Raw genomic sequence first — 24,948 nt, forward strand, 5'->3', positions numbered from 1 at the left:
TGGGCCTTGGAATCACCCCGACACCGTCACGTTGCAATTGACCGGCTGGGAGCCAGGATCTCGAGCTCAATGCCTCGGGCCCACAAGATATTCAGACAGAACGCCACCCCATCGTGCGACAAGAGCTACTCACGCACGCCGCTGGCGACGGCGAAACCCCAGTTCCACAACAGCTATCCAAGGTAGGTGTCGGCCACCGGCTGTCCAAGACCGACCGTCCATCCTCGACAACCACGAATGGTGACACCACCGCCCAAAAATAAGGTTTCATGGGTTAGGGGGAATCAGCAGACGGGTTGCACAGTCAGGCAACCGCATGCGCACAGTAGCCCCACTCCCCTTCTCCCCACCACTGCGCCGAGGCCTAAACGCACTACGCCAGTGCGACAGTCACCGCCGCTACCGGCAACAAGCGGATACCCCAGCAGCGAGCAATCGTTGACCGACAACGCCGAGGACGGCCGCGCGTGAACTGCCGAAGAACTGGCCTACCTCAACAAGGTCGAGGAACAACTGGCCGGACCCCTCACGGAACGACAACTCGCCATACTGAACCGCTGATGGCACGGCGGCTACGCCTCAGACCAATGAGCGCTTCGCGCCGACGGCACCCACTGCGCCACAACGAGGATCGTTCGCGCCCGACGGATCACCCGGTCGATCGGACCCCGTCCCTGATCATCGCGCTAGGGTCACCGAGCCTGCGGCTTTCCTTTTTGGTGGAGCTGCCGCGACGGCTGGCGGGCGAAGGTCTCTCACGCCACTCGAATCAACCGCGCCACACGGCGCCCTCGCGATTCCAGGACTTGGCGATCTTGTGCATGATGCACACAACATGTATCGTACACATGTGACTGCTGCCGCCGCGGCGCCCTCGACCGTCCCGGACTCCGGTGACCTGCGCCATCCCACGCCAGCTCTACTCATCTCCACACTCGGCATGGTCGGTATCGTGGTCTCGCTCATGCAGACCCTGGTCATTCCGATCATCCCGTCGCTACCCGCTCTGCTGAGCACCTCGGCGTCCGATGCCTCCTGGGTCGTGACGGCGAGCCTGCTGGCCGGTGCGGTGTCGACCCCGATCAGCGGCCGCCTCGGCGACATGTTCGGCAAGCGCCGGATTCTGTTCGCCAATCTGCTTCTGCTGGTTGCAGGTTCGGTGGTCTGTGGATCCTTCTCCGCGCTGGTGCCCGAGATCATCGGTCGCTCGCTGCAGGGCGTCGCGGTCGGCGCCATTCCGCTGGGGATCAGCATCATGCGCGACGAATTGCCCGCCGAGCGTGTGGGTTCCGCGATGGCGATTATGAGCGCCACGCTCGGCGTCGGCGGCGCGATTGGTCTGCCGGCCGCGGCTGTGATCGCGCAGAACGCGGACTGGCACGTGCTGTTCTGGACCTCGGCCGGGCTCGGCGTCCTCTGTGCCGCAGCGGTTTTCGCGTTCGTGCCGGAATCGCCGGTGCGCACGCCCGCGCGATTCGATCTGGGCGGCGCGGTCGGCCTGTCGGTCGCGTTGCTGGCACTGCTCATCGCGATCACCAAGGGCGCGGACTGGGGCTGGGCCAGCACTCGGATCCTGATCCTCTTCGCGGTGTCGGTGGTGGTGTTACTCGGCTGGGGCGCTTACGAACTGCGGCAGCGCTCGCCGTTGGTGGACCTGCGCGTCTCGGCGCGGCCACGAGTGCTGCTCACCAACGTGACCTCCATCGCCGTAGGGTTCTCGCTTTACGGCATGTCGCTGACCTTCCCCCAATTGCTGATGGCACCGGAGCGGACCGGGTATGGCCTCGGGTTATCAATGGTCAGCGCCGGATTGGTATTGGCACCAACAGGTTTCGTGATGATGCTGCTCTCGCCGGTGTCGGCGCGGCTATCGGCTAGCCAGGGTCCAAAGGTCACCCTCGCGCTCGGCTCGGCGGTGATCGCCGTCGGCTACCTGTGCGCGGTGGTTCTGATGAACAGCGTCTGGGAGATCATGCTCGCATCGGTGATCGTGGCCGCTGGCGTCGGCCTGGCGTATGCGGCGATGCCCGCGCTGATCATGGGCGCGGTGCCGATCACCGAGACCGCCGCGGCCAACGGCCTCAATTCGTTGATGCGCTCGATCGGAACCTCGACCTCAGCGGCGGTGATGAGTGTGGTGCTCGCGCATATGACCATTCAGTTCGGGCCGCATCTGTTGCCATCGCGCGACGGGTTCCACACCACTTTCCTCATCGCGATGGTGGCGGCCCTGGCAGCACTCGCTCTGTCTGCTTGCATTCCCATGCGCAAGGCGACAGTCCAGACCGTATCCGAGCCTGAGCCGGTGCCGGCCACGCCGGTCGCCAGGCACACGTCGATCGAACAGAACGGTCACGGTCCGCACACGGTCGGCGCCTTGTCGCAGACCACTCCTCCCGCCGTGTTCACCGGGGCCGACTTCGGCGGTGGGTCGCTCGATGGCCGCATCCACCGCGAAGACGGCCGCCCGGTGCCCGATGCGGCACTGACCCTGATCGACCATCATGGCCATCAGGTCGCGCGAGCAACCGGAGCCGCCGACGGCGGCTATACGATCAGTGCACCCGAAGCAGGGAACTACGTATTGATCGTGTCGGCGACAGGACACTTGCCCGCAGCCGTCAATGTGGCCATTGGCCAGCGACCACAGCCACTGGATCTCACACTGATGGGCGGCGGCGAACTGTCGGGTGTGGTCCGCGCGGTCGGCAAGGGCGAGCCGCTGCCTGGCGCCACCATCACACTGACCGACCTGCGGGGCGAGGTCGTCGGCGCGGCCATCGCGGCCGACGACGGCACGTACGTCTACCATGGCTTGGGTTCGGGCACTTACACTTTGGTGGCCACCGCCGAACACATGCGCCCCAACGCAACCACCTTGACCGTGCCGGAGAGTGGTCTATTGCGCCAAGACGTCGAGCTTTCCCCGATGGCCGTACTGGCCGGATCGACATCGGCCGACGGCGGCCGTGTGCTACCAGACGTTCAGATCACGGTGCTCGACGCGACAGGCAATCCGACTGCCACGGCACGCACCGACGAGCACGGCCGCTATGTCGTGCCAGATCTGCTCGAAGGGCAGTACACGGTCATCGCACGCGGCTACCCACCGGTGACCAGCCAAGTCACCGTCTCGGGCGGAGAAGTCCGCCACGATGTTCGGCTCGGCTACGACCTCGACGACCGCTCATGACCGGGTTGACTGCCCGTATTCGCACCGCCAAGGGGTGGCCGGTGCCGAACGCCGTGCTAACCGTGACAGACATGAGCGGGCGCCAGATCGCCCGTGCGGTCGCCGATGAGACCGGAGCAGTGGCCACCGAGGTGCTGCCCCCAGGGGTGCACACTGCGGTACTCACTGCAGCGGGGTACCAGCCGGTGGCACGGACCGCCCAGATATCTTCGGAGGGAAGGTGTTTGCTCGGTGAGATCACCCTGGAACTGGCGGCAGGAGTAGTCGAGCTGCCGCCACCCGGACCGTGGATGATCGACCCGATGCACTCCACAGTGATCGCCACCGCACGCCACTTGGGCATCGCGAGCATCAAGGCCCGCTTCGCCGAGGTGAGCGGGAGGATCGATATCGCCGAACCATTCGAGCAGTCATCGGGTCACACCGAGATCAAGGCGGCGAGCATCGATACCGGAATCTCAATGCGCGACAACCACCTGCGTTCGCCCGAGTTCCTGGATGTCGACAGTTATCCGATGATCACATTCACCAGCAATGCGCTGCGTCGTAGCGGCGCCGACACCTGGGTGATGTCGGGCGAGCTGACCCTGCACGGGCAGCGTCGCTCGGTCGATCTCGATGTGACCTACGGTGGCTTCGGAGCAGACCCGTGGGGCGGCGTGCGCGCCGCATTCCATGCCGAAACACTATTGCACCGCAACGATTTCGCGATCGATTACAACGCGGTAGTCCGCGCGGGGGTAGCCGCGATCGGAACCACGGTCAAGATCGACCTGGACATCGAGGTGGTGCAAGGGGAACAACTCCCGGCGATGTAGGCCGAGCGCCACTGCAAGGTCATCGAAGCAATTCCATCGCGATCGTCATGAGGACCGATCGGGCGCCCGGGTCACCGGGCGCCCGTCCGCTGTTCCTTGCGGCGTGTACGGCCTGGAACGTCTCGTACCAACCTCGACGTGGGCGGGTACTATCGCCGCCCCGCCCTGGTCGGCCACGGATACCTGCGGCCTCCGTCGCCTTCGGGACACTCAATAGTCGGCACCCAATCCGCCTTCGCATTGGCAGGCGTTCGATGAGGGCCTGTCTCTGGCGTTCGCCCGGTCGGCTCCGCCATGTCGGTGTGCGGGTGGTGGGGGCCGGTGTGGACTGTGCTGTGCGAGGTGGGATGGGGCCGGTCGAGCCGGTGCAATGCGCCGGCCGCGATCACACCGATGAGGCTGAGCCCGAGCCACACCGCCCAGTCCGCGCCGCGGTCACGGGCAGCTCCGACGACCGCGCCGGTGGCGAGGTTGCCGGCGAGGATGCCGACACCGACCACCGTGTTGTAGAAGCCGTAGTGCGTCGCGACCAGCTTTCCGCCGGCCAGGGATACGACGGTATCCATCTCGAACGGAAATACCGCCGCCGTGCCCACGGCCAGCACCGCGACCGACACCAGCAGAGCCGCGACCGCGGCGGCGGTACCGAATCGCTGCGAATCAGGGATCGCCATCAACGGCAGAAACGACGCCGCGAGAATTCCCATCCCGACGACCAAGCTGCGCCCGGTACCCCACCTCGCCGCGAACCATCCGGTGATACGCAACTGCCCGGCCACAGCCACCACTCCCGACACGACGAACACCGCCGACACCAGCAGCTGCGATCGTGCGCCTGCGACGAATTCCGCCTGCAACGGCACTGCGAGATACACCTGGAACGACAGCACATACGAGCCGATCATCGCCACCGCGAACCACACGAACCGCCGATTGCCGGCTACCGTGCGCCAATCGTCGAGCACTCGGGTCTTCTCGATCGCCACCTCGGCCCGGCGCGCGGGCAGCGCGAACAACTGCGCCACCGTCAGCGCCGCGAACACCACCGCCGCCGCGCCCGCAGTCACCCGGAAATCCAGCGCCATCAGTGCTGAACCCACCAGCGGTCCGGCCAGGATGCCCGCCTGATAGAAGATGTTGAACACCGCGAACGCTTCCACCCGGCGCTCTCCGGTATCGGCCGCCAGGTAGGCGCGCACCGCCGGATTGAACAGCGCGCCGGCGAAACCCGTTGCCGCCGACGCGATCAGCAACCCCGGCAGCGAGGTCGCGAACACCAGCAGCGCGAAACCGCTGGTGCGCAGCAGGCAACCCGCGACGATCAGCGGTTTGTAGCCGAGCCGGTCGGCCAGGGTGCCACCGAGGAGGAACATGCCCTGCTGGGAAAAGTTCCGCACTCCCAGTACCAGCCCGACCGCCCACGCCGCCAAACCGAGCGGACCAGCCAGGTACCCGGCCAAATAGGGCATCAGCATGTAGAAGCCCAGGTTGATGCCGAACTGGTTGACCATCAACAACCTGGCGGCGAGGTCGAAGCTACGGAACTTCCTCAACACCGTCACGAGGCCGACCCCCCGACCCGGGCCGAGTGGCGCGGATCGACGACCGTGGTGCATCGAGTCCAGGAACGGACCACCCGCTCGGCCGGATGCGCGATGGTGTCCGGTTCCACCGGCGGGGCAGCATCGAGCAGACCGTGCTCGCCGCAATAGGTGTCGCTGTAGACGGTGTCGAAGTAGCGGTGCGGCCCGTCCGGGAACACCGCCGCGATCCGAGCGTCGTCATCGCGGGTGCGAGCCGCCCAGCCCGCGACCAACGCCACGGCACCGACACTCCAGCCACCGGAGGCGTGGTGCGTCGCGGCCAGGGCGCGGCAGGCCCACACCGCCTCCGACGGCGCCACCCAATGCACCTCGTCGAAGGCGTCGTAGTCGACATTGCTCGGGTAAATGCTGGATCCGAGGCCCCGCATCAGGCGGGGACCCGCCGGTTGACCGAAGATCGTCGAGGCCACCGTGTCCACGCCGATCAGCTCCAGATCCGGGTTGAACCGGCGCAGCACCCGCGCCACCCCCGCCGAATGCCCACCGGTACCCACCGCGCACACCAGCACATCGACCGAACCGAGCTGTTCGATCAGCTCCAGCGCCAGGGGTTCGTAACCGGCGACGTTGTCCGGATTGTTGTATTGGTCTGGGCTCCACGCATCGGGTTCCCGGTCGAGCAGTTCGTTCACCCGGTCGCGGCGTGCCTGCTGCCAGCCTCCGGTCGGATGTGGCTGCGCTACCAGATCTACCCGCGCCCCATAGGCCGCGAGCATCCGCGCGACGATGGGCTCCAGACCTGTATCGGTCACCACGGTGACCGGGTGCCGGTAAACCATCCCTGCCAGTGTCAGACCCAAACCGAGTGTGCCGCTGGTGGATTCGATGATCCGCGCCCCCGGCGCCAGGTCACCGCGTTCCTCGGCGCGGCGCATCATGTGCAGCGCCGGGCGATCCTTCATGCCGCCGGGATTGAATCCTTCGAGCTTGGCCCAGAACCCTCGACCTGCGGGGGCCAACGGCGCGCCAACCCACAGCACCGGGGTATTTCCCACCAACTCGCGCGGCTGCCGAGCAGCATCCGGCACGGTGACCAGAGCCGTCGGCATCTGCCTGGGGTTGTGCAGCACAGCCTTGTTCATTTTGTCGCTTCCTGTATCGAGACCGCCGCAACAAGGCGGCGAAGACGTGAGCGGGCAGCGAACACCAGCCGACAACACAGCACGGCGTCGGCTTGGCGCTGACCGATCAGCGTCGCGAGATACAGAACCGCGTGAGAATGTCGCGCCCATCGACAACGGGCAGATACGCCACGGGCGGGCCGCGCATACCAGCGCCGGTGGACCACAGAGCGGTCGCGACAACCGCGACTGCAGCCAGGATCAAGGTCAACAGCTGTACCAGCAGCAGGCCGGCCGCAGTGCCGGGCAGCATTGATTTGACGAGGCAGTGGACGATATGCGGCCCACAGTCATCGTCGAAAATGGTGATGACCCCATGCTCGAGATCCGCCGACACAGAATGTGTGGCAGGCCCGGCGGACACCGCAGGTGTTGGATGCAGATGTCCAGCGTCACCCAACAGCGCGCAGTCGATCATCGGCGCTACGAGCAACACTGCCATCAGCAGTGCCGCAACATAGCTACCGCGACGCAATCGACTTTTGACGCTCACAGTGAACCAATCATAGTGAGTAACAAACGGGTTTGCCCCTGCACAGCACCGACCAGCTTCGGCATCAATCACCCGAGAACAGCGGAACGGGCCGAGCACGCTGCGCGCCCCGCCACCTAGCGCGTCTGATGGGGCCGCTCAGCTCTGCCCGAGCATCGCCTTCATCTGGTCGATCTCGCTCTGCTGAGCGGAAATGATGCTGTCGGCGAGCTTTTCGGCCTCAGGGTTCGTCCCGGTCGCCTGTTCGGTTTCGGCCATGTCGATAGCCCCGGTGTGATGGTTGATTCGCGGCCAGGTCGCGCACTTGCTGGCTCTGTGAACGGGTCGGTAAAAGCTCCGCCATCTCCACAGCCTGTGCGTGATGCGGATACATCATCTGCAGGAACGTCACATCCGCGTCGTTGTGCGCGGTATCCGCCCCGGCGCCGGGGGTGCGGGGGGGTCATCGACATCACCAGGGCGCACCGGGCGTAGCGCACAGCGGGGTCATCGCCGCGATCCTCGACGAGGCAGCCGGTACCGTGCCGACCACCGTGTGCCCAGCGTTCACCGCCAGGCTGGAGGTGAACTATGTACGCCCCGCACCGATGAGCGTGACCGCCAGCTTCTATCGGCGCGAAGGCGAGCGCAAACTGCATATCCACGCTCGCCTCGAACACGACGGTGCACTCGACGCCGAGGGCAAGGCTCCGTTCGTCGCCGTCTCGCCGGACTATTTCTTCGCGCACGGTGCGAAGGAAGGCGATACCCCTTTCTTCGGCATGTGATTCAGCGGATGCCGGGCGTGCGTGGGTCCGGACCGAGGCAGGCTTGAAGGACGCAGCCCGGCGCGGTATCCGCGAACGGCGGCGCCAGCGGGTAGTTCAGGCAGCTGAAGACATTGCAGCCCGGATAGGCCGCGGGCCCGATGCCGAAGACCGCGAGCAGCAGATTCGTATCCACGTACCGGCTCGGATCCGCGCGCAGCGGCGGTTCGACATACGGACCGGGATCGGGCACCGGATGGTCTTGGAATGCCGCGAATAATCGGCGGAAGAATTCGTGCGGCAGCTCCGTGGTGTCCTGCAGGGCCCCTGTAATGCCCTGGTTGCTGACACTTCCGAAAACTCCGGTCCACACCACCGTCAAATCCAGACTCGGCACGATGAATACGTTCTGCATGCCGAGTCCGACCATGATATACACGTCGGCGGGCTGGAAGTCGTGGGACTCTTCGCATCCGAGGCCGATCCATAACAGGTAGCCAAAGCACTTGTTCGCCGGTGACGGCTGTCGTGCCATGCGTAGATAGGTCTCGGAGACGAGTTGCTGTGTGCCCCAGCGTCCGTTATTGCTCACCAACAGGCCGAGCTTCGCGAAATCGTTCGGCGGGATCATCAGATGGGCGTATCCATAGGTGTGCCCGGCGCGATCGCGCGCCCAGTAATAGTCGCCGCGTTCGATGCCGAGCGGATCGAAAAGCTCACGCTGCGCGAACTGCTGCAGCGGTGCCCCGACGGCCAATTCGATGACATAGGCGAGCAAATCGACATCGCGCTCGCTGTAGCTGAATACCGCGCCCGGCGGATTGACCAACGGCACCCCGAGCGCCTGCACTGCACTATTCGGATCGAGTGGAATCACCCCAGTGATCCCCTCGGTAAGTAGACCCACCGCTAGGCCGGACGATTCGGTCAGCAGATTCTCGACGGTAATCGACCGATGCTGCGCATCACCGAGGCCGGGTGGCAGATACCGATCGATCGGCGCTTCTATATCGAGTTTCCCCTGATCCCAGGCTATTCCGGCGAGCAGGGAGACAACGCTCTTCGTCGCACTCCAGATATTCCATGCGACATTGCCGGTCTCGTCGTTCGTCGGCCCCTCACCGATCAGGCAGTTGTGCCGGAACACCTGCACATTAAACCGATTACGCCCACTCGCGAACGTCAAGGCGTCCGCGAGCAGTCCCGAATCCAGTCCAACCTGTTCCGGCGCCGCCCGTTCCGGATCCCGCCCGGACGACACCTCACACGACAGCTGCTCGGCGGGCGCGGCCTGCGCACCCCCGGCGAAAACGCTCCACGCGACCAGCGATACCGCCGCAGTTCCGGCTAGGAATCTGTAGATGCGACCCATAGCTCGAGGCTATCGCCCCTGACAGCGCCAGAGCGGACGACAGGCTGAATACGGTTCAGCCGAATGCAAACCGGACGTGCCGCTCGACGTCGAATATTCCAAGATTCCTCTTGGAGGACATCGGCGGCGTGTCCGTACTGCGAACCATCCAGTGCCGGAGGCGAGGATCGCGCGTCCGGGTAGCACTGACGCCGTGGGAAGTGACACCGCGGCCTCTGGATCGCGCGCTGTGGGCTCGGGGCTTGCGTGAGTTGGTCGTCGGCGCGGAGGTGACCACCGCGTTCCGACCCTCGATCTCAGTCTCCGGACTCACCGGGCGGATTCAGTTTCATGGGTTAGGGAGAATCAGCAGACGGGTTGCACAGTCAGGCAACCGCATGCGCACAGTATCCCCACTCCCCTTCTCCCCACCACTGCGCCGAAGCCGAAACGCAATGCGCCAGTCCAACATCGGACTCCACGCAACGGAGCTTTTCTACGACGCTGGGCATGCGAATCGCTGGCACGCCGCTTTGCTTAATCTTTACTACGCTCTTGCCGCTCTACTGGTCTTGGGATTCACTGGAATTGTCGACGCAGTGGGGATCTACGCAGCCTTCGGACAATCAGTCGCCCACGATTGGAAGTACATCCAGTGGGCACTCCTTTGGACGGAATCCGGTCTAGGAATCGCAATGTTCACGTTCTTCTTGTGTTTCTGGGCTTCGGGCATGCGGCATCGCAACCGCGCCGAGGACGCAGCCAGAGAGGTCATCGCGAAGGCAGGAAAGACTCCACCCAAACAGGATCCGGCTACGCCGGACCCAGAGCCGGTGCCGCTGCCTGCAATACAGCAAATCCACGAAACCAGCCCGGTGCGACGATCGAACCAACGAGCACGATGGCGAATTCTCACGTTGCGACTTCGAAACCTTATGTCGTCGACGAATAGTGCTGGCAGACAAAAAGGTTGACTGCACTAGCAAGGTCGACGTACAGGCCGGATCATCCGAAATAATGTCGCCCACCGGATTATCGGGCAGCAGCAGCACATCAGAAATTCCGGGACCCCACCAGCTCTGGCCGCTGTTGCAGCAGGTTGGCGTACTGGCCGATACCCCCTCTGGACACAGCAGTACGACACGTCCCCGCTCTACCTGCCGTTACGCAGGAAGGGTGAGTGACGGCGTCGATCCGAATCAGTTCAGAACCGCAAGTCGGAGCCATGTCTGGGTTCAATTCGGATTCAGCTGAGAGAACCCTGAGAAACCGGCACGTCGGCCCGACGAATCAGGAAAGTCATATCACGGAAGTCTTTCCAGCTCTGCGGATATCGGGCGTGGCCATCACACAATCCTCGCCACGGCTCCGCTCGCCACGCCGATCCGAAGGGCCCTTATGCGGAACGTTCGCCCGGTCGACTCCTCGGTGGTGACCACTCGATCAACTCCCCCACGCCCATCGCATGACGACGCGAGAGCAACCGAATTCAGAGTCGATGTCCCGAAGGATCCGCCCGACCTCACACCAGCCACTGCTCGCGCCCTGCTCCACCTCATCCGCAATGTCACGTCGAGGACACGATAACCCGGACGGCCCAGCAGCGACCGGCGACAAACATCCGCAGCCTTGGCTTACGTGATTCGGTTGGCTGCTCGAGTCGTGAGGATTCGTCCTCGCGGATCAGAGTGCTGGATCTGAGCCGCGGACGGGGGCTGACCCGTACCCCACTCCAAAGTCATGGCAGTGAGGGTACACAAGCAGTTGCATCGCGGTTTGACGTTTGATGAGTGCCGACTGTCCTGGTGGCGGTCCGAGCCCTGGAGGTTCACTTGGCATCGAAACCCCTCCGCCGAAAGGACTCGGCTGGTGCTGTACGGCTAGTGGGGGCTCGAGTGCTGAATGCTGGTGCACGCCAAAGCGAGCCGGACAGTGTAACTTATTGTGGCTGTGGCCGTCTCAACCGCGTGCCGACGTGCTCGGCTGCGGCCGACCGTTGCATGTCGTGTTGTCGGGGTGACGGAATCGACTACGACCGTGAGCGGGCAAGCCTTAGCCTTGAAGTCGGTCTCGGGCTGAAGGATTCAGGAGGCAGGTCATGATCGATCCGGTGTCACTGGGTATCGCGGCAGCGGCGCTGCTGGCATCGAAGTTCGGCGAACAACTCGCCCAGACCACGGCTGCCAGCAGCTTGCACGCCGTCACCCGGCTACGCGAATTGATTGCCAAAAAGTTCAGCAGTGATGAAGGTGAAACCCCCACTGCCCTAGCAGCTTTGGATCAGGATCCAACGCCGCAGAACCAGGTGGCCGCGGCCGAGGTGATCACCTCGGCCGCCCGGTCCGATCCCGGCTTCGCCGCCGACCTCCAACACCTTGTGGCCACCGCACGGCAGGACCGGACCGTCGAAGCATTCATTGCGAATGCCTACGACACCGCCAAGCAGGTCAATATCCGGGGCGACAACACCGGCACCATCAATATCAACTGATCAAGGAATTCCGGTGCCCGAGTTCGAGGCCCGCGACCATGCCCTGCAGGTGAACGTGGTCGGCGACAACACCGGCACCATCAACGCTGGCGTCCACCACCATGAGGCTGCGCCACCGCCGCGGCAGCCGATCACATCCAGCCTTCCCGCCGATTCGCGTACGGTCCTGGGGCGTGATCGGGAGCTGCGGCAGATTCTGGCTGCGGCCGATGGGAGCCGGGCGGTGTCGATTTACGCGATCGACGGTCTGGCCGGGGTCGGGAAGACGACGCTGGCCATCCGCGCCGCACACGAACTGGCGATGCGTTTCCCCGATGGGCAGTATTTCGTCGAGTTGCACGCACACACTCCGGGACGACAGGCCGCGGATCCGTCGGATGTATTGGCCGGGTTGTTGATCGAGTTGGGTTTGGATCCGCGGAACATTCCCGACACCCTCACCGGGCGTCGGGACTTGTGGCGTAACCGGCTGGCGACCAAGAAAGCACTGATCGTGCTCGACGATGTGGCCGATCGGGGGCAGATCGAGCCACTCGTCCCGAGTGGGCCCGACTGCCTGACTCTGGTTACAAGTCGACGGCGCTTGCTCTTGCTGAAGGATATGCAACCGCTGGCGCTGAGGGTTCTCGACGTGGACTCCGCCGCGGACCTGTTTCGCACAGTCGCCCATCGTGGCTCTCTTGGCGACGGCGAGCGAGACGTGGCGCGGCGAATCGCCGAGTTGTGTGGATGTCTGCCGCTGGCGGTCGTGCTGGTGGCCGGGCGCATTGCGCACCACCCGGACTGGACGACAGCTGAAATCACCGAGCTGGCCGAGGAATTCGACGCGGCGACGGACCGGCTGGCTGAACTCGATGCTGGTGGCTCGGTCGTCCGCGCCGCGTTCGACCTGTCCTACCGAGAATTGCCACCCGAGCGGCGATTGCTGTTTCGCCGCTTGGGCCTGCACCCGGGCCCGGATCTTGACGCTTCCGCTGCCGCAGCACTGGCCGCGGTCGATGTCACGACTGCACGGCGGGAATTGCAGGCTCTGTACAGCGACCACCTCCTCGACGAAACAGCGCGGGGCCGCTACCGCTTGCACGATCTGCTGCGTGTCTACGCCCGCACGCTCACCACCACAGATGCGGCAGACGACACCATCGACGCGATGGATCGGCTGCTGAACTACTACCAGCACACTGCCGCAGCCGCAGATGCGCGGCTGACACGCCAAGCCCGCCCCACCGCCAACACCATAGGTGGTGTCGAAGTGCCGGAATTCGGGGAGATGCGGGCATTGGCATGGATGCGCAGGGAACGCGCCAACCTGCTGGCCTGCCTGGAACACACAACCGGCCGCGACCCTGGCCGGATGGTCACCTTGACCGAAGTGGTGGCCGGGTTATTGCAACGCGACGGACCCTGGCCGCTGGCGCGGGACTTGCACCAGCGCGCCGCCGATGCCAGTGCACACCTCGGTGACCGGCTCGCACACGCCAACGCTCTTGGCGCCCTCGGCGACACATACTGGCGGACCGGGGCTTACGGGCAGGCCGCCGACTTGTACCAGCGGGCGCTCGGCCGCTATCGAGAAATCAGCAACCGCCTGGGCGAGGCCAACACCCTTGTCAGCCTTGGCAACCTACGCAAAGAAACCGGGGACCATAGCGGGAGCGCCGCCCTTTACCGACAGGCACTTGGCCACTACCGAGAAATCGGCAACCGCCAAGGCGAAGCAAACAGCCTCGGCAACCTCGGTCTGGTATTCCTGCGGACCGCAGACCATGATCAGGCTACCGACCTGCACCAACAGGCCCTGGCGGTATACCGGGAGATCGGCAACCGCCTCGGCGAAGCAAACAGTCTCGGCAATCTGGGCCTCGTGCACATGCAGACCGGCGACTACGCGCGGGCCGCCGACTTACAACAGCAAGCTCTGGCCCTGCATCGCGAACTCGGCTACCGCCTCGGCGAAGCCAACGCCCTCAACAACCTCGGTTTCGTGTGCCAGCGGACCGGGAACTATGCGCAGGCCGCCGACCTACATGAGCAGGCCCTGATCCTGCATCGAGAGCTCGGCAACCGACTCGGCGAAGCCAACAGCTTCACCAACCTCGGACTCATGCGCATGCGCACCAGCGACTACGCGCAGGCCGCCGACTTACAACAGCAGGCCCTGGCCCTACATCGGGAACTCGGCAACCGACTCGGCGAAGCGAACGCCCTGAACAACCTCGGCCTCGTGCGCCAGAGGACAGGAGACCATGCGCAGGCCGCCGACTTGCATCAACAGGCCCTCGTCCTCTTCCGCGAGCTTGGGCACCGCTCCGGTGAAGCCGCGGCACTCAACGAAATCGGGACAGTGTTGCTCGCTGCCGGTGAACCGGCCAAGGCGTTGACCGCCTTCACCGATGCCGTCGGACTGGCCCGCGACATCGGCAGCCAACGCGAACAGGCCCGCGCTCTCGACGGTTCCGCACGCAGCAGTGCCCGCCTCGGCGACACTTCCACAGCCGTGACCGAGCTTCGCCGCGCCACCGAGATCTATCGCCGTCTCGGCGTCCCCGAAGTCGATACCGCTTCCGCATATCTCGCCGAGCTGGAATCCCGTCTCCCACCAGACCGGCACGCGCGCGACATCCACTGACCGATCCGGCTATTCGAGCCGATCTCGCGTCGGATGGTTTGCCCGCACCGTATTCGGACTCGTGACGGACGCGACCGCTCGGACATACTGCTCGAGGTTCAGCAGCAGCGATCCCCCTACCAACGCGTTATCGCGCAGATCGCCCTTCGATCGGTCCGCGAGGTTTTTGCAGTCTCCTCCCCTGAACGCGTTAGCACAGTGGCGTTTATGGGTAGGGTGCGTGGCGTTGACCCGGTCACGGGTCGGAGACCGGCGCGCGAGCGCTATTCGTCAGCCCGGGGTTCACACGCAAGCTGAAGAACCTGCGCGGCCTCGCACCGCGCCTGAGCTCCCACATCCTCGACGCCCTCTGGGAGGAGGCGACCCGCAGCGAATACACCGTCCGATTCCGCTGGCAGCCGGGCAGCGTCGCGTTCTGGGACAATCGCGCCACCGCACATCTGGCCATCTCCGACGCCGGACATCTCGGCCACGACCGCGTGCTGTACCGGGTCACCCTCGAAGGCGATATCCCCGTCGGCGTCGACAAGCGAGCATCGGAATCGGTTGAGGGAGAACCGTTCTACGGTTCCTGATGGAAACACAGAACATCATCGCCGTCGCGGGCTGTTGCTCAACGCATTCATCATCAACACGGTCGGAGGATTGTCATGACCACGACGGCACAGCCGACTTCCCCAGATGAATCGCTCCCGGCGACAGCGGATTCCGGACTCACCGTGGCAAGCATTCGCGCCTCGATCAGTCCGGTCCGGCGGCGACTCGGCGACAGGGCCAAAGCACGAGAGCAGACGCGCGACTACGCCTTCGCCGAGGTCCGTGCGCTCGCGGACGCGGGCATCGCGCTGGCCGGAATCGCGAAACAGGACGGCGGCGCCGGTGGCTCGTTGCGTGTGGTGACCGATGTGGTGATCGACGTGGCGCGCGCCGATTCCAGTGTGGCGCAGGCACTGCGCAGCACCTCCTGATCGCCGACCAGATGGCGAGCCGAGCCGACCTGCCGCACCGTGCTCGCACTCTGACGCGACCGCGGAACCGGGACCTGTTCGCGGGAACCGCGAACGAGCGTACCGGCGGCGCGAGCGGACAGGTCAACGCCACGGCCCGGCGCGAAGGTGCCGCCTGGGTGGTCAACGGCGAGAAGTATTACTCGACTGGTGGCCTGTACGCGTCCTGGTTCTCCACACAGGCGCTTGCCGAGGACGGTACGACGGTGCGCTTCACCGTGCCCGTCGACAGTGCGGGCGTCGAGCGGCTCGACGATTTCGATGCCGTCGGCCAGCGTCTCACAGCCAGTGGCACAACACATTTCACCCACGTGCGGGTGTCCGATGACGAATTGACCAGCCTCGGTGCGAGCCCGCCGGACAATCCGTGGACCGACTCCTTCGCACAGCTGTATCTCGCGGCGGTGCAGGCCGGAGTGGCCGCGCGAGCGTTCGACGACGCGGTCTGGTACGTCCGGGAGAAGGTCCGCCCGATCAAGCACAGTTCCGCGAACAAGAGGCGTCGAGGATCCGTCCGTGGGCGAGATCGCCGCACGTGCGCAGGCAGCACGAGCTGTCGTGCTGTTGGCGGCCGAGACACTCGAGGACGTTCGGGGTCACACCGGGCCCGCCGCGCGCGACCCGGTGCCGCTGCCGCGGTCCACGTCGCGCAAGCCGGAGCGATCGCCATCGAGTCCGCGCTGAAGGCGGCCGAGTTGCTCTTCGACGTGGGCGGCAGCTCCATTACCAACCGCGATCTCGGCTTCGACCGGCACTGGCGCAACGCGCGCACCGCCGCCGACCACAACCCGCGACAGTGGAAGTATGCGGTCGCAGGGGCGTATCACCTTACTGGCGAGGAACCACCGACTACCGGCCTGTTCTGAGCACTGCCCACCGAACCAACGATCCGAACGGAAGAAACAACACCGATGACCTCCAGCCCCTTCGATCTGACTTACGCCGCCGCGGCGGACCGCTACGAGAACGTCCCTTACCGCCGCAGCGGCAACTCGGGCCTCGATCTCCCCGCCTTCTCGTTCGGCCTGTGGCAGAAGTTCGGTACCGACTACGCGTTCGCGACCCAGCGCGAGATCATCCTGCACGCGTTCGACCTGGGCATCACACACTTCGACAACGCCGACCGCTACGGACCCCCGCACCGTGCCGCCCAGAAGACTTTCGGCGCGGTGCTCGCCAAGGACCTCGCCCCCTACCGTGACGAGCTCATCCTGTCGACCAAGGCGGGTAACCCGATCGGTCCGAGCCCCTACCTCAGGGGCGGGTCACGCAAGTCGATCCTCACCTCGCTCGAGCACAGTCTGCGCGACCTCGGCACCGATTACGTCGATGTCTTCTACCATCACCGCCCCGACCTCAGTACACCGTTGGAGGAGTCGGTCGGCGCACTGGTCAGCGCAGTCGAGCAGGGCAAGGCGCTTTACATAGGTATCTCCAACTACCTGCCCGATCGGACCCATGAAGCTGTCGAACTGCTGCGGCAGGCGGGTGTCCCACTGCTCATTCACCAGGCCCGCTACTCGCTCTATGACCGACGACCAGAACAGAACGGACTCCTCGACACCGCGCGCCAGGACGGCTTCGGCTTGATCGTCTACTCACCTCTCGCCCAGGGCCTGCTGACCGACAAATACCTCGAGACGATTCCCTCGGGCGCACGGGCGCAGAACAGCACCTTCCTGTCGCCCGATGTGATCGATGAGACTTACCGGCAGCGCACATCCGAGCTCAACAAGATTGCCGCGGCCCGCGGACAGTCACTCGCCCAACTGGCACTGCAATGGGTGCTGCGGCGACCGGAGGTCACCTCGGCGCTGATCGGTGCGAGTTCCACCGAACAACTCGACCACAACATCGCGGCACTGGACTTCCCGGCGCTCACCGACGAAGAACTCGCACTCATCGAGGAGCACGGTGTGCATGGAACCGGTCTCAGGCTCTGAGGGCCCAGTAGTCGGATGCCGCCCGCACGCTCATTCTCGCAGCAAGGGCAGCAGCTGATTGCCCTGACGCTCGATCTCTGGCAGGTACGGGGTATCGGAGAGGACGAAGTGGGTGATGCCGAGGTCGCGGTATTTGCGCAGCGACTCGGCGACATCATCGGGAGAGCCGACGAGCCAGGTGGTGCCCGCGCCACCGCCACCGAATTTGCCGGGTGCGGTATACAGGTTGTCGTCGAGTACGTCGCCGCGGGCGGCCAGGTCGAGCAGTCGCTGCTGTCCAACGGCGGTCTCACGGTGCGGGTTCTGCGGTGGCGCACCCTGATTCTTCGCCATCGCCGCCACCTTCGCCTCCGCCTCGACCCAGGCTTGCTCGGTTGTGTCCCGAACGAACGTGGTGATCCGCAGACCGAACTCCAGTGGCGCGTGCTCGCGACCGAGTTCCTCGCTCAGCGACCGTAAGCGCTCGATCCGTTCTCGCACGCCCTCGAGCGGCTCACCCCAAAACAGCTGGACGTCGGCCTCGGTCGCCGCGACCCGCTCGGCGGCTTCGGATGCGCCGCCGAAATAGAGCGTCGGGTGGAGCCGGTCTCCGCGTGGCGTAATCCGCGGCACCACAGTGGAATCGGTCACCCGGTAGTACTCACCGCGGTAGGTGACGTTCTCCTCGGTCCACAGCTTGCGGACGAGCTGAATGAACTCCTTGGTCCGGGAATAACGGTGCGCCTGATCGCTTTCGGTCTCACCGTACGCTGCGAGGTTGTCCTTCCCTGACACGATATTGACCCGGACCCGACCACCGGACAGATGATCCAGACTCGCCGCGGCGGACGCGAAATGCGCAGGTCGCCAGTAACCGGGCCGGATCGCGATGAGTGGCTCGAATGCCGTCGTCCTAGCGGCAAGGGCGGTGGCGACGGTGACCGTGTCCGGGCGGCCCCAACCGGTGCCGATCAATGCCCCCTTCCAGCCGTGGTCCTCGAGGGCCTTCGCCTGGGCGCTCAGGGTTTCCAAGCTATTGTGGTCGACCGTGACGGCGTCGCCACGGTGTCCCGGCGTCACCTGATTGGGGATGTACCAGAGGAACTCCAGGCTCGAGGGCGGCTTCCTGTTCGGTGCGAGACCGTCCGCGGCTGCCACAGCCGGGCCGCCCACCACATTCGCCACTGTCATTGCGTCCCTTCCGTATTCCGCGCCGAGAATGCGGATCACTCGACAGACGATGATCCTCATTCGGACATCGCGATTATTGCCCCCGGCTGTCGACGAAAACCGTTCACAACGTGCGTCATACACCACAAGAACAGGCTCTGAACTGGGATATTTCGATGCGATCGGAGATAAATTCGTCCAGATTCCAGAACCACCAGCGCCGCTGCCCTGGCTGGCCAGCCGAGGCATCTCACTCGGCCCGGAGCCTCTGCGACTACGGAAGACTACTGCGCCAAGGGCATTGGCGGTCGGCAGCCGCACGTTTCTCCGAGATCGAGCTGGATATCGATGGCCACGGGGCTCTCGTCGATCTCGGCAGTGCTGTATGAACTCAGCACTGCGTTGAGGGCCGTGCGGGCGATTGTGTCGATGGGTTGCCGCACTGTGGTGAGGACCAGTTGCGCGTAGGTGTTGGTGCGGTCGCCGTCGAAGCCGACGACCGAAATGTCCTGGGGGATCCGCGCTCCCGTGTCGGTGATGGCACGCAGCACCGCGGCGGCCTGTCCGTAGGTGCCGACCACCACGCCGCCGGGCGTCGGGTTGTCGGTCAGGTACCGGCGCACCGCGCGGTACGCCCCCGCCGGGGTGAGATCGGTGCGGATATGGCGTGCGGCCTCGGCGCCCACGACGGAGGCATAGCCCGCATAGCGCTGCACAACGGTTTCGCGGTCACCGTGCTGAACGTCTTCGCTGGTGAATCCGCCGACGAACACGATGTCGTCGCGATGGTGCGCGGTTGCGAGGTGACGGGTGGCCAGTGCGCCGGCCTCGAGATGGTCGGCGCCGATGACAGGCGCGTCGACGTGATCCCTGTTGTTGTGCACCCAGACGATCGGAATCCGGTTCTGGGCACAGAGTTTCGCGGTTGCGGCACCGTTGGCGCCGCCAACGACGATCAGGCCGTCGATACCCGAGTCGGCAAAGGCGCCGACGAATTCGAGCTCCCGCTCCGGGTCGTATCCGGTGTTGCCGATCAGTGTCAGATGGTCACGCAGCCGCGCCTCGACCTCGATATGCCCGACCAGTGCGCCGAAAAGCGGTAGCGTCACATCGGGGATCAGCAGTCCGATCTGCCGCCATCGGCTCGGCCGCCGCAGCGCCCGGGCGATGCGGTCCGGGCGATAGTCGAGATCATCCAGCGCCTCGAGCACGCGTGCGCGCAATGCGTCGGATACCGGTCGCGGGCCATCGTTGAGGACATAACTGACGACAGCGGTGGAGGTCCCCGCTCGCCGCGCCACGTCGGCGAGGGTCACACGCTTGACAGTCACAACTGGCCCATTCTGGTCGGCATTACGCAGGTCGGACATGGTTTCAATCGTCCTGATTCTCACACGGTACGCCCGCCGGAAAACCCACGCAAATCGATTAGATTGGTAACGCTCGCGATTCACGCACTTAACAACCGACTGGTGGAGTAATTGGCATGGCATTCGTTCGGCTCACTGGCGTCACCTATTACGACCCCGATCTGGCGCACAACAGCTATGTCCTCTACACCGGATCGGATTCGATCACCCACCTCATCGATCTGAACGGTGCGGTCGTCCACGAGTGGCCGTTCGCGGGTGTGCCGCCACGCATCATCGATCCCGCGCTCACCGGTGATCGGCTGGGCGATGTCGGTGTACAACTCGCGCCCAGCGGCGATGCCAGGGGCGGTATCTACGCGAATGGCACTGTGGGGCAACTGGCTTGGACGGGAGAGCGCGTGTGGGAATGGGGTGAACAGGCCCCAGGCGGGGCCGCGCGGCAAAACCACGACTGGGAACTACTGCCGAACGGGAACCGCCTGCTGCTGGTCACCATCCCGCGCATCGTGCCCGGCCTGGGCGACGAGGTCATCGGCGACCAGGGACTGTATGAGGTCACGCCCGACGGCGAGATCGTGTGGGAGTGGCGGGCCGGCGATCACCTCGACGAACTCGGCTTTTCCGAGGACGGCTGGAAAGCATTGCAGGACACCGTATCCCGTGATCCGAATGATCCATGGGGCTATCTGGAGATGAACAGCGCCAAGACGTTGGGACCGAACCGGTGGCACCGCGCGGACCCGCGCAGCGTATTCCATCCCGACAACATCCTCATCAGCCTGCGCAAGGCGAATGTGATCGCATTGATCGACAAGACCACCAAAGCCATTGTTTGGAAACTGGGTCCGTATTTCGCGGCCGAGCCCGGAGCGCAGCATCAGCGGATCAACACGCACAAGGTGCCGCGTCCGCTCGATCAGATCTCCGGACAGCACAATCCGCACTTCATCGCCGACGGGCTCCCCGGCGCGGGCAATATTCTGGTCTTCGACAATCAGGGCGGGGCCGGCTATCCGCCTGCGGCACTGGGGATTTACGCGGGATCACGCGTCCTGGAGATCGACCCGGCGACCGAGCAGATCGTGTGGCAGTACACGGCCGAGGACTCCGGGCAGCCGTCGTGGACGTTCTTCAGCTCCTTCGTGAGCAACGCCCAACGCCTGCCCAATGGCAACACCCTCATCACCGAAGGCATGAACGGCCGTCTGTTCCAGGTGACTCCGGGCGGCCAGGTGGTCTGGGAGTACCAGACCCCCTACGAAGGCTACGGAGTCGCCGGGGAACCGGAAGTGCGCGAACCTCGGGTACCGGGCGTCGATCGCCTCAGCCGGACCTCGCTCATCTATCGCGCACAGGCGGTTCCGTTCGAATGGGTGCCCGTCGGGGCTCCGCAGTCGGCTCCCGAACCCGTCGACCGGCGGACTGCGCCATGAGGACGTCGAACAAACGCTGGGCAGCGATCGGGGGAATCGTCGGCGGCCTTGCCCTGGCAAGCCTGCTGTGGAGTCTTGTCGTCGCGACGGGGCGCTTCCCCAGCGCACTGTTTCCGACTGTGCCGCAGATCATTCGGGCCGGGCACAGCCTGTGGTCTCAGGGGCTGCTGATACCGGATATCGCGACCAGCCTGCAACGGGCGCTGCTCGGATTCGTCTCGGGTGCAATCGCCGGCATCTCGGCCGCGATCGTCACCGCGAGCACTTGGCTGGGACGCAGGATTCTGCAACCGGTGCTCAGGTTGCTATCTCCCATTCCAACTATCGGCATCGTGCCGCTGGCGATTCTCTGGTTCGGGATCGGCGAGAGCAGCAAGACCTTCGTCATCGCCCTCGGAGTTTTCGTCCCGGTGTGGATCAACAGTCATACCGGATTCGCGAGCACCCCGGCCGATTACCTGCAGGCTTCACGCTGCCTCGGCGCGCGCCGCTGGCAGACCATGACTCGGATCGTCCTGCCCGAGGCGGCGCCCGATGTGGTTGCCGGCCTCCGCGTCGGCACGGCGATGGCTTTCGTACTGATCGTCGTCGCCGAAATGACCGGCACCACAGCGGGAATCGGCTACCGCATTTACCAAGCCCAATTATTCTCGCAGGCCGATCGGCTGATCTTCTGCCTGATAGTGCTCGGAGTAATCGGGGCGGCATGCGATCTGGCGATTGCCTCGATTTCCGCACCGGCCACGCGATGGGCACACGAGGAGCAGTGATATGACCATCGTGACACAGGATCTCGTCGTTCAATTCCCGAACAAGTCCGCCCCCGCACTGCGCAACATCACGCTGAGTGTGCCCGACGGCTCGTTCACCGTTTTGGTCGGCGCGTCCGGCAGCGGCAAATCGACTTTGCTGCACTGTCTCGCCGGGCTCGTCACGCCGACCTCCGGCACGGTGATCGACAACGACGAACCGGTGACGGCTCCGGACCCGCGCCGTGGCGTGGCCTTCCAGCGCGACGTGCTGTTCCCATGGATGAGCGTTTCCGACAACATCGGCTACGCCCTGCGCGCACATCGTCTTCCGCGCAAACAGCGGCGTGCGCGCATCGACGAACTTCTCGACCTCGTCGGACTGGCCGACGAGGTGGGCAAACAACGCCCGAGCCAGCTCTCGGGCGGCATGCGCCAACGCGTCGGCATCGCGCGCATGCTCGGCGGCGAACCCACCGTCATGCTGATGGACGAACCGTTCGCGGCGCTCGACGCGTTGACGCGCCTGCGCATGCAGGACCTGCTCATCGATCTGTGGACGCGGTTGAACCGTACGGTCATCTTCGTCACCCACGATGTCGACGAAGCAATTCGATTGTCGGACACCATCAGTGTGCTCAGGGACGGGCAGATCACCCGGCACATCACCAATCCGCTGACCCGCCCACGCCCCGCCGATACGCTCGCCGACCAACCCGGCTACAGCGAGCTCCGCCGCACTCTGCATCACGAACTCGGCGTCGAGCACAACGATCGACAGCTGCTGGACAGCTGAACCTACCCGCGACACGAACAGAGACCCCATGAAAACACTCACGAACCGGCTGCTCACGGCAGTCCTGACAGTCACCGCGATAACGACTCTCGCCGCGTGCGCCACCTCCGACGGGGCCGATGCCAACACCCTCACCGTTGCGTTCGTCGTCGATCCGTCCTGGGCACAGATACCCGTAGCCCAGCAGGATGGATTGTTCGAAAAGCACGGCGTGCACGTCAAAGTCGTGAACTTCCCCTCGGGTGTAGAAGCGCTGCAAGCGCTCGCCGCGCACCAGGTCGACGTCGCGACCGCCGCCGATGTCCCAGCTGCCGCCACCCTGACACGATCTCCGTCGCTGCGCGTCGTCGCCGACGGGTCGCGTTGGCAGGGATCACGAATCGTGGCCCGGCGCAGCGCCGGAATCACCTCGCTCGAAAGCCTGGCCGGACGATCGATCGGCACACCGCTCGGCACCAGTGCGGCGTACTTCGCCGCGAAAGCGCTCTCCGACAAGGGAATCGAAGCCGATCTGGTACAGGTGGCACCGCAGGCGACGCTCACAGCCGCGACCCAGCACAACGTCGACGCCGTCTCCATATTCCAGCCGTATCAGGCGCAGGTGATCGCCGCCCTCGGCGACGACGCCGTCCAACTCCCGGGCGGCAGCTACAACCAGCACAGCCTCTACCTGTCGTCCGACACCGTGGTATCCCAGAAACCGGCATCCCTCAGCGCGTTCTTCGCAGCTCTGAACGAGGCGAGCACGGCACTGTCGACGCGCGCCGACAGCGCGATCGCCGCCATCGCCGCCGCCACCCAGCTCGCACCCGACCTACTCCAGAAGATCCTGCCCGAATTCGACTACACGATTCAGCTGCAGCCCGATCTCGCCGCCAACCTCACGAGCCTCGGCACATGGGCCAAGGCCCAAGGCAAGATCGACCAGTCGACCCAGTTGCCGAACTACGATTCCCTGCTCGTGACGACCTTCCTGCCGCGCGTCGGCTAGCGGGTCAGGTCCACTTTGCACGAGGCACGGGGTGAAGTCGCCTATGGTGGCGACCTCGTGCGCTGGTTCGCAGAAGAGGTCGGCTGATGCCGCAAGGGCAACCAACTTGTCCTCGGGCTTGTGTCCGGGGTGGAATCCGAAGTGCTCGATCAAAGCGACTGAATCCGCCCGGTGAGTCCGGAGACTTATTGGTGTGACAGCTCGGCGGGTTGCCGGGCTGGTTGGTTGGTCCTGGTCAGCACCGATCCATCGGGCAGCGTGGCCCACACGGCCGGGCGACGGCGGGAGGTGAGCCGGACCACGAGTTGGGCGCCGGTGGCAGCGACGCGGGTCACGATGTCATCGCCGCCGAAGTTCGGTCGGCCAGCAACAGCATCGTGTCGTTCAACAGGGGCACCAAAGTGGCGGCGTAGTCGGTTTCACTGCGCTTGATCGAGCCGAAGACCGCACCGGGCAGGCCGCGGGTTCCGGTCTCGCACAATGTCAAGACCGCAGATGCGGATAACCCTCGGTGCCGCCCCGGTATCGATTGAACTTACCCAGCCACAGGCGGATCCGCGGCTGATCAGGAGCCTGCAGCGAGCCACAGCCATCGAAAGCCACAGTGCGCCAACGCCGATAGCACACACCCCGGGGTGGCCGGTTGCGCCAGCGGGCCGGCCACAACCTCGAACAGCGCCTTTAACGGTGCTGCCGCAACCGTCGGCGAAGATCCCGCAGCCCCTTCTCCGAGGGCCTATGCGGGAGCAACGATCCCAGCCCGGCGATCAGCTCGTCCCAAACCTGCTCGTAACCCAGACTCGGGAAACAGCCAGGGCCAGAACGAAATACACGCCCGCACGCGAGGGCAGCAGGCGGGTACGACGCTGCACCGCCCGGGTCCGGGCAAGCACGTCATCGATCAACTCGAATGGCAGATACTGTGTCAGCTCCCCGAGGTGACCGGGCGCGAAGATTCCTCCGGCCACAGTGATCGTGCGGGTGAGCGTCGTAGTGACAGACGGGTGTGGCAACGGGACCTCTCGGATACGGGAAGACCTTGGACGGCTTCTCTGCAATAG

20 protein-coding genes and 3 pseudogenes are annotated in these 24,948 nt (G+C 64.8%); 14 read left to right on the plus strand and 9 right to left on the minus strand.

Going from position 1 to position 24,948, the window contains the following annotated elements; genetic code table 11:
• Positions 1 to 940: 940 nt before the first annotated feature.
• The 3 genes and pseudogenes from ACIBW7_RS06240 to ACIBW7_RS06250 form a co-directional block, all read left to right on the plus strand.
• Positions 941 to 2,299, plus strand: a pseudogene (locus ACIBW7_RS06240) (MFS transporter); the annotation flags it as partial.
• Positions 2,300 to 2,401: 102 nt separating this feature from the next.
• Positions 2,402 to 3,193, plus strand: a complete 792-nt coding sequence (locus ACIBW7_RS06245) for a collagen binding domain-containing protein (protein ID WP_397045732.1) — start codon at positions 2,402 to 2,404, stop codon at positions 3,191 to 3,193.
• Positions 3,190 to 4,011: a YceI family protein gene (locus ACIBW7_RS06250; RefSeq protein ID WP_397044681.1), complete on the plus strand. Its 822-nt coding sequence runs from the start codon at positions 3,190 to 3,192 to the stop codon at positions 4,009 to 4,011. Before ACIBW7_RS06245 ends, ACIBW7_RS06250 begins: the two co-directional genes overlap by 4 nt.
• Positions 4,012 to 4,160: 149 nt before the next feature.
• Here the strand turns inward: ACIBW7_RS06250 and ACIBW7_RS06255 are convergent, their stop codons facing one another.
• The 5 genes from ACIBW7_RS06255 to ACIBW7_RS06275 form a co-directional block, all read right to left on the minus strand.
• A complete protein-coding gene (locus ACIBW7_RS06255) occupies positions 4,161 to 5,573 on the minus strand; it encodes an MFS transporter (protein ID WP_397044683.1) in 1,413 nt (470 codons plus the stop codon).
• On the minus strand, positions 5,570 to 6,697 hold the full coding sequence (locus tag ACIBW7_RS06260) for a PLP-dependent cysteine synthase family protein (RefSeq protein ID WP_397044685.1): 1,128 nt from the start codon (positions 6,695 to 6,697) through the stop codon (positions 5,570 to 5,572). The genes ACIBW7_RS06255 and ACIBW7_RS06260 overlap by 4 nt, the downstream gene beginning before the upstream one ends.
• A 106-nt stretch (positions 6,698 to 6,803) precedes the next feature.
• Positions 6,804 to 7,301, minus strand: a complete 498-nt coding sequence (locus ACIBW7_RS06265; RefSeq protein WP_397044686.1) for a hypothetical protein — start codon at positions 7,299 to 7,301, stop codon at positions 6,804 to 6,806.
• 66 nt (positions 7,302 to 7,367) lie between these two features.
• Entirely contained in the window at positions 7,368 to 7,487 is a 120-nt protein-coding gene (locus ACIBW7_RS06270) for a DUF305 domain-containing protein (protein ID WP_397044687.1), read from the minus strand.
• Positions 7,450 to 7,605: a DUF305 domain-containing protein gene (locus ACIBW7_RS06275; protein ID WP_397045734.1), complete on the minus strand. Its 156-nt coding sequence runs from the start codon at positions 7,603 to 7,605 to the stop codon at positions 7,450 to 7,452. The genes ACIBW7_RS06270 and ACIBW7_RS06275 overlap by 38 nt, the downstream gene beginning before the upstream one ends.
• Before the next feature lie 55 nt (positions 7,606 to 7,660).
• On the opposite strand from ACIBW7_RS06275, the gene ACIBW7_RS06280 reads away from it, so the two are divergent.
• A complete protein-coding gene (locus ACIBW7_RS06280; RefSeq protein WP_397044689.1) occupies positions 7,661 to 7,996 on the plus strand; it encodes a PaaI family thioesterase in 336 nt (111 codons plus the stop codon).
• Position 7,997: 1 nt separating this feature from the next.
• Here ACIBW7_RS06280 and ACIBW7_RS06285 read toward each other — a convergent pair whose 3' ends face one another.
• On the minus strand, positions 7,998 to 9,347 hold the full coding sequence (locus ACIBW7_RS06285) for a serine hydrolase domain-containing protein (RefSeq protein WP_397044691.1): 1,350 nt from the start codon (positions 9,345 to 9,347) through the stop codon (positions 7,998 to 8,000).
• A gap of 2,077 nt (positions 9,348 to 11,424) precedes the next feature.
• On the opposite strand from ACIBW7_RS06285, the gene ACIBW7_RS06290 reads away from it, so the two are divergent.
• The 6 genes and pseudogenes from ACIBW7_RS06290 (at position 11,425) to ACIBW7_RS06315 (ending at position 17,396) form a co-directional block, all read left to right on the plus strand.
• Positions 11,425 to 11,817 carry a hypothetical protein gene (locus ACIBW7_RS06290; RefSeq protein ID WP_397044693.1) on the plus strand — a complete coding sequence of 131 codons (393 nt, stop codon included), beginning with the start codon at positions 11,425 to 11,427 and terminating at the stop codon, positions 11,815 to 11,817.
• 13 nt (positions 11,818 to 11,830) lie between these two features.
• Positions 11,831 to 14,446 (plus strand): ATP-binding protein, encoded by a 2,616-nt coding sequence (locus tag ACIBW7_RS06295; protein ID WP_397044695.1) that lies wholly within the window; start codon positions 11,831 to 11,833, stop codon positions 14,444 to 14,446.
• Between the two features lie 248 nt (positions 14,447 to 14,694).
• Positions 14,695 to 15,021 (plus strand): annotated as a pseudogene (locus ACIBW7_RS06300) (TauD/TfdA dioxygenase family protein); the annotation flags it as partial.
• A 75-nt stretch (positions 15,022 to 15,096) separates the two neighbouring features.
• Positions 15,097 to 15,414, plus strand: a complete 318-nt coding sequence (locus tag ACIBW7_RS06305; RefSeq protein ID WP_397044697.1) for a hypothetical protein — start codon at positions 15,097 to 15,099, stop codon at positions 15,412 to 15,414.
• Positions 15,415 to 15,425: 11 nt separating this feature from the next.
• Complete coding sequence (locus ACIBW7_RS06310) at positions 15,426 to 16,319, plus strand: acyl-CoA dehydrogenase (RefSeq protein ID WP_397044698.1); 894 nt, start codon at positions 15,426 to 15,428, stop codon at positions 16,317 to 16,319.
• A 45-nt stretch (positions 16,320 to 16,364) separates the two neighbouring features.
• Entirely contained in the window at positions 16,365 to 17,396 is a 1,032-nt protein-coding gene (locus tag ACIBW7_RS06315; protein WP_397044699.1) for an aldo/keto reductase, read from the plus strand.
• A 30-nt stretch (positions 17,397 to 17,426) separates the two neighbouring features.
• Here ACIBW7_RS06315 and ACIBW7_RS06320 read toward each other — a convergent pair whose 3' ends face one another.
• Together ACIBW7_RS06320 and ACIBW7_RS06325 are read right to left on the minus strand one after the other, a co-directional pair.
• The gene (locus tag ACIBW7_RS06320) at positions 17,427 to 18,566 is read right to left on the minus strand and encodes an LLM class flavin-dependent oxidoreductase (RefSeq protein ID WP_397044701.1); all 1,140 of its coding nucleotides are present in this window, start codon (positions 18,564 to 18,566) and stop codon (positions 17,427 to 17,429) included.
• A 263-nt stretch (positions 18,567 to 18,829) separates the two neighbouring features.
• Positions 18,830 to 19,876 carry a LacI family DNA-binding transcriptional regulator gene (locus tag ACIBW7_RS06325; protein ID WP_397044703.1) on the minus strand — a complete coding sequence of 349 codons (1,047 nt, stop codon included), beginning with the start codon at positions 19,874 to 19,876 and terminating at the stop codon, positions 18,830 to 18,832.
• Between the two features lie 155 nt (positions 19,877 to 20,031).
• On the opposite strand from ACIBW7_RS06325, the gene ACIBW7_RS06330 reads away from it, so the two are divergent.
• The 4 genes from ACIBW7_RS06330 to ACIBW7_RS06345 are packed head-to-tail and all read left to right on the plus strand — an operon-like array spanning position 20,032 to position 23,887.
• Positions 20,032 to 21,351, plus strand: coding sequence for an aryl-sulfate sulfotransferase (locus tag ACIBW7_RS06330; RefSeq protein ID WP_397044705.1), 1,320 nt, complete (start codon positions 20,032 to 20,034; stop codon positions 21,349 to 21,351).
• Complete coding sequence (locus ACIBW7_RS06335) at positions 21,348 to 22,121, plus strand: ABC transporter permease (RefSeq protein WP_397044707.1); 774 nt, start codon at positions 21,348 to 21,350, stop codon at positions 22,119 to 22,121. Before ACIBW7_RS06330 ends, ACIBW7_RS06335 begins: the two co-directional genes overlap by 4 nt.
• A 1-nt stretch (position 22,122) precedes the next feature.
• Positions 22,123 to 22,896: an ABC transporter ATP-binding protein gene (locus tag ACIBW7_RS06340; protein WP_397044708.1), complete on the plus strand. Its 774-nt coding sequence runs from the start codon at positions 22,123 to 22,125 to the stop codon at positions 22,894 to 22,896.
• A gap of 28 nt (positions 22,897 to 22,924) precedes the next feature.
• On the plus strand, positions 22,925 to 23,887 hold the full coding sequence (locus ACIBW7_RS06345) for an ABC transporter substrate-binding protein (RefSeq protein ID WP_397044709.1): 963 nt from the start codon (positions 22,925 to 22,927) through the stop codon (positions 23,885 to 23,887).
• Between the two features lie 224 nt (positions 23,888 to 24,111).
• On the opposite strand, the pseudogene ACIBW7_RS06350 reads toward ACIBW7_RS06345, so the two are convergent.
• Positions 24,112 to 24,900 (minus strand): annotated as a pseudogene (locus tag ACIBW7_RS06350) (transposase domain-containing protein); the annotation flags it as partial.
• Between the last annotated feature and the right edge of the window lie 48 nt (positions 24,901 to 24,948).

It is taken from the genome of Nocardia sp. NPDC049526 (assembly GCF_044465765.1).
Classification (GTDB): domain Bacteria; phylum Actinomycetota; class Actinomycetes; order Mycobacteriales; family Mycobacteriaceae; genus Nocardia.